5 protein-coding genes are annotated in these 4,260 nt (G+C 40.1%); 4 read left to right on the forward strand and 1 reads right to left on the reverse strand.

From position 1 onward, the window contains the following. Positions 1-35: 35 nt before the first annotated feature. Positions 36-1,313 carry an ATP-binding protein gene (locus B2X33_RS03375; RefSeq protein ID WP_296667652.1) on the forward strand — a complete coding sequence of 426 codons (1,278 nt, stop codon included), beginning with the start codon at positions 36-38 and terminating at the stop codon, positions 1,311-1,313. Positions 1,314-1,715: 402 nt separating this feature from the next. Here the strand turns inward: B2X33_RS03375 and B2X33_RS03380 are convergent, their stop codons facing one another. Then, on the reverse strand, positions 1,716-2,933 hold the full coding sequence (locus tag B2X33_RS03380) for a hypothetical protein (RefSeq protein WP_296667654.1): 1,218 nt from the start codon (positions 2,931-2,933) through the stop codon (positions 1,716-1,718). Positions 2,934-3,109: 176 nt separating this feature from the next. Here B2X33_RS03380 and B2X33_RS03385 point away from each other — a divergent pair, with 176 nt between their 5' ends. The 3 genes from B2X33_RS03385 to B2X33_RS03395 all read left to right on the forward strand — a co-directional run. Beyond that, a complete protein-coding gene (locus B2X33_RS03385) occupies positions 3,110-3,673 on the forward strand; it encodes a methylated-DNA--[protein]-cysteine S-methyltransferase (RefSeq protein WP_296667656.1) in 564 nt (187 codons plus the stop codon). A gap of 139 nt (positions 3,674-3,812) precedes the next feature. Next, positions 3,813-4,007, forward strand: coding sequence for a type II toxin-antitoxin system RelB/DinJ family antitoxin (locus B2X33_RS03390; RefSeq protein WP_296667659.1), 195 nt, complete (start codon positions 3,813-3,815; stop codon positions 4,005-4,007). Then, positions 4,007-4,260, forward strand: a 254-nt coding sequence (locus B2X33_RS03395; RefSeq protein ID WP_296667660.1) for a type II toxin-antitoxin system YafQ family toxin, incomplete at its 3' end; no start/stop codon positions are given. The genes B2X33_RS03390 and B2X33_RS03395, both read left to right, overlap by 1 nt.

Below are 4,260 nucleotides of genomic sequence, written 5' to 3' on the forward strand. Positions count from 1 at the left end.
ACTGTTCTTATCAAAACTCGAAGTTGGGGCTTTATATGTTAAAAAAAAGCTTCTGTCTAAAAGTTTTTAACTTGCACGTTAAAAACTTTTTACTTATAATCGGTTGTATGGTTGTACGAAAAGAATTTATGAAAATCCTTTGGAATTGGAAGGATAAAAAGGTCATAAAAGTTGTTACAGGCGTAAGGCGTTGCGGAAAATCAACGCTGCTTAGCCAGTTTAAATCGGAAGTCGAAAAACTTGGAGAATGCAACACAATTTCAATCAATTTTGACGACCTTGAAAACGAATTCCTTTGCGATTATCACGTTCTTTATAAGCATTTGAGGGGAAAAATTACTGCAGGGCAGATGAACTATGTTTTTCTTGACGAAATTCAGCTTGTTCCGCAGTTTGAAAAAGTCGTGAACAGCCTTTTTCTAAAGGACAACGTTGACATTTACATCACTGGCTCAAACGCCTATATGCTTTCAGGCGAGATTGCGACTCTTCTCTCCGGTCGGTATGTCGAAATAAAAATGCTGCCGTTTTCGTTTGCCGAATATGCGCAATTCAAGAGTGACTTTTTAAAAAAGGAAGTTACGGCGGATGAAACTTTGTACAACGAGTACGTTTCGGTCGGAGGATTTCCCTATGTCGCGTCAATCAGTACCGATAAGAATCTAGTTCGCGACTATATCCGCGGAATTTATTCCACTATTGTTCTCAAAGACATAATCCAGCGCAAAAAACTTTCTGATTCTGACGTTCTGGAAAAAGTCTGCAAGTTCACGCTTTCTAATGTGGGAAATCTTGTCTCGTCAAAGAAAGTGAGCGACACATTGACAAGCGGCGGACGCAAAACTTCCCCGGCTACTGTGGAAAACTGTTACAGCGCATTGACTGAAAGTTATCTTTTTTACAAAGCGACGCGCTACGATATAAAAGGCAAGGAATTTCTTAAAAGTCTTGAGAAATATTACGCCGTTGACATGGGACTGCGTTTTTTTATGCTGGGAATCAGAACCGGCGATGACGGATTTATCTTAGAAAATGTGGTTTATCTTGAGCTTTTGCGGCGCGGCTATGAAGTCTATGTTGGAAAATACAACGACCTTGAAATTGACTTTGTGGCAAAAAAAGACGGGCTGACAGAATATTATCAGGTTGCGCTTTCTGTGCGTGAGCAAAGCACTTTGGAGCGTGAACTGCGCCCGTTCAGGCTGATGAAGGACAATTATCCGAAACTTCTGATAACTTTGGACAACTCAAACAACATTGACCATAACGGAATAATTCAGATTTATGCGGTAAAGTGGCTGGCTTCTGCATAATTAAAATATTATTTTCTTCTCTTCTGACCGGTCTGTCGTGGGAATTTTTTATGAATACGATTGAAAAAGAAGAAAAAAGATTCCGTACCCATTACGATTTTAGGTTTTTAAGAAAATGACATTCGTACTGAATACGATTCAAGGATTCTGATAAAAACATGATTCGTATTGAGTACGATTTGAAAATTTCTGAAAAGCAATGTTCGTACTGAGTACGATTTTTGAATTTTGGTAAAAATGGCTTTCGTACTCAGTACGATTCAAGAATTTTTAGAAAATAGAATTCGTAATAAGTGCAAGAGATAGAAACAAAAAGCCCGGCGATGAACAAAAGCTTCATTTGAAAAACTTTGTTGCTTTCGCTGGGCTAGAAATTAACTAAAAGTTAATGCAGGATTAGATCTATTTTGTTGTCGCTTTAATTGAGAAGCTAGAGATGCCGCAATTTACCTTTTTAAGCTCTGCAGCCTTTGTCGTAACCCAACTGAATTTAAGTGTATACTCACCTGCATCAAGTTCAACAGAATCTGCTGTCACATCATTCGCTGATTTTGAGCCAGCTTCTGCCTGTTTGCTTGCTTTTGAATTTCCCTCAGCATCAATAATTTCAATTTTTCCAGCAAGAGCTGAGCTTTGTGTGTTAAATGCTTTTACAGCAGTTTCTACATCAGATTTTGCAGAAAGTGTAAATTTATATGTTGCATACGCCATAACAGTACTTGCATCAAAGGAAATCTTCGTGTTTCCATCCTGCAAGTTTGACACAATCAACATACCTGCTGAAGTTGTTCCGTTTTTAACACCGTCATCTCCACTATAAGTTTGAGAACCATATCTTGGGTAGCCGTCATCAAGAGAGTATCCTTCTGCAACGCCTGCACCTTCAATTGCTGTCTGCACGTCTGAGAATACACCTTCCTCTCCTGTGACAGCTGGCGCATTTTCTTCTAAAGAACCATCATACGCAATTGTTGCAGTTTTTGTTGTTCCTGTCTCGCCGCCGGTTTCTGTGCCGCCGGTTTCTCCACCAGTCTCGCTTCCGCCTGTCTCTCCACCAGTTTCACCTCCGGTTTCGCTTCCGCTAGAGCCAGCCACAGTGATAACTAATGTTGCATTCGAAGGAGCTTTGTCAACCTTTGTGTAAGTGGTTGTATATGTTTCGCCGTCTTCAGTCTCTGTTGTTGTGAATGATTTTTTGTCGGAAGAAAAAGTTCCTTCGATTATCTCTGTCTTCTCTTGTCCGGCATCGTCTTTGTATTTGCTCGTGATTGTGATTTTAGAGCCGTCAACAACATACGTGAATGTCTCTTTTTCAGAATAAGGAATATCCACAGAATTTGTCTTTGTATAGTCCAGCTTTTCGTAATCAATAGAATCAGAACCAGCTATATATGCAGTGCCTTTTGAGCTGTCTTCAATATGGACATAAATAACATTTTTATAAGTAAGCTCGACTCCTGCTTCTTCTGTGTTGTCTGAAAAATCCTCCATAGCCCAGTAGGTGTTTTCAAAGCCGTTTTTGTCGCCATCTCCACCGTCATCGTCGCTAGAGCAGGCGATAAAGCTCGTCATTGCCGCAAGAGCTGCAAATGCCGCCGTAATTCTCAACATTTTTTTCATAATTCTCCTCCAAAAAAGAATTTTTTCTTAGATAAGAAAATGATAATATGTCTTTTGTAGAAAATGGGGGGGGGTATTTGCACAATACTGACATTTTTTGTGTTTTTTATCAAAAATCTTTTTTCAATTTTATGCCGTTAATTTTTTTATCTACAATTTCGTGCTAAAATTCTGTTATGGCTTGCGTTTATTCCTACGGCTCTCCGCTCGGGGAGATTTTGATTGAAAGCGACGGAGATTTTTTGACAGGACTTTTCTTTAAGGATTCTCCTGACTCAAAAAAGCATAAGATTTTTGAATCGGATTATGATCAAAATGTGAAAAATGCCCGCGATTCCGGCATTTCTGCCGTTGCCGAGGCTTGCCGCTGGCTCGACATTTATTTTTCGGGGCGGAGTCCTGATTTTGCTCCGAAGTTCAAAATCGAAAATCTTACGCCTTTCAGAAAGCTTGTCGTTGATGAGATGATGAAAATTCCGTTCGGAAAAACTTTGACTTACGGCGAGATTGCAAAGAAAATCGCGGCTGAAAAAGGAATTAAGAAAATGAGCGCGCAGGCGGTCGGGGGAGCGGTGGGCTGGAATCCAATCTGCATAATCGTTCCGTGCCACCGCGTCGTCGGCTCAAACGGAAGTCTGACAGGCTACGGCGGCGGAATCAAAAACAAAATCGCGCTCTTGAAGATAGAAGGAATTGATGTCGGGAAGTTCTCTGTTCCGAAAAATTCGCGATTCTTGTGATTCCCACTTAAAAAACACATAAAATTCACATACATTCAAGTGTAAACTGCTGTTTTTGGAGGATATTATGGCAAATTTAACAATCACTTTGGATGACCAGGACAAAAAGGATATTTCTTCATTCTGCGAGTAGGTCGGAATGACAGTTTCAGGCCTTTACAATGTTTTTACAAAGCAAGTTCTCCGCGAAGGACGGATTCCGTTTGACATTGCCGTTGACCGCCCGAATCGCAAGACAATCAAGGCGATGAAAGAAGGCGACAGAATTGCGAACGACCCGAATGTGAAGGGATATAATAATGTTCATGACTTGATGGAGGCTTTGTTAAAATAATGGAATTTTCAAAAGAAAAAACAAAATACGAAGTAAAATTTACCTCCGCAATGAAAAAGGACATGAAAAAAGTTGAAAAGCGGCATTACGACTTAAGCCTTTTTGCAGAAATAGTAGGAAAACTTGCAAACGGTCTGCCTCTCGATGAAAAATACTGCGACCATGCGCTTGAAGGAAACTGGAAGAACCACCGTGAATGTCACATAAAACCGGACTGGCTTCTAGTTTATCAGGCTCAATTTCGAGTTTTAAA

It is taken from the genome of Treponema sp. UBA785 (assembly GCF_002297065.1).
Classification (GTDB): Bacteria; Spirochaetota; Spirochaetia; order Treponematales; family Treponemataceae; genus Treponema_D.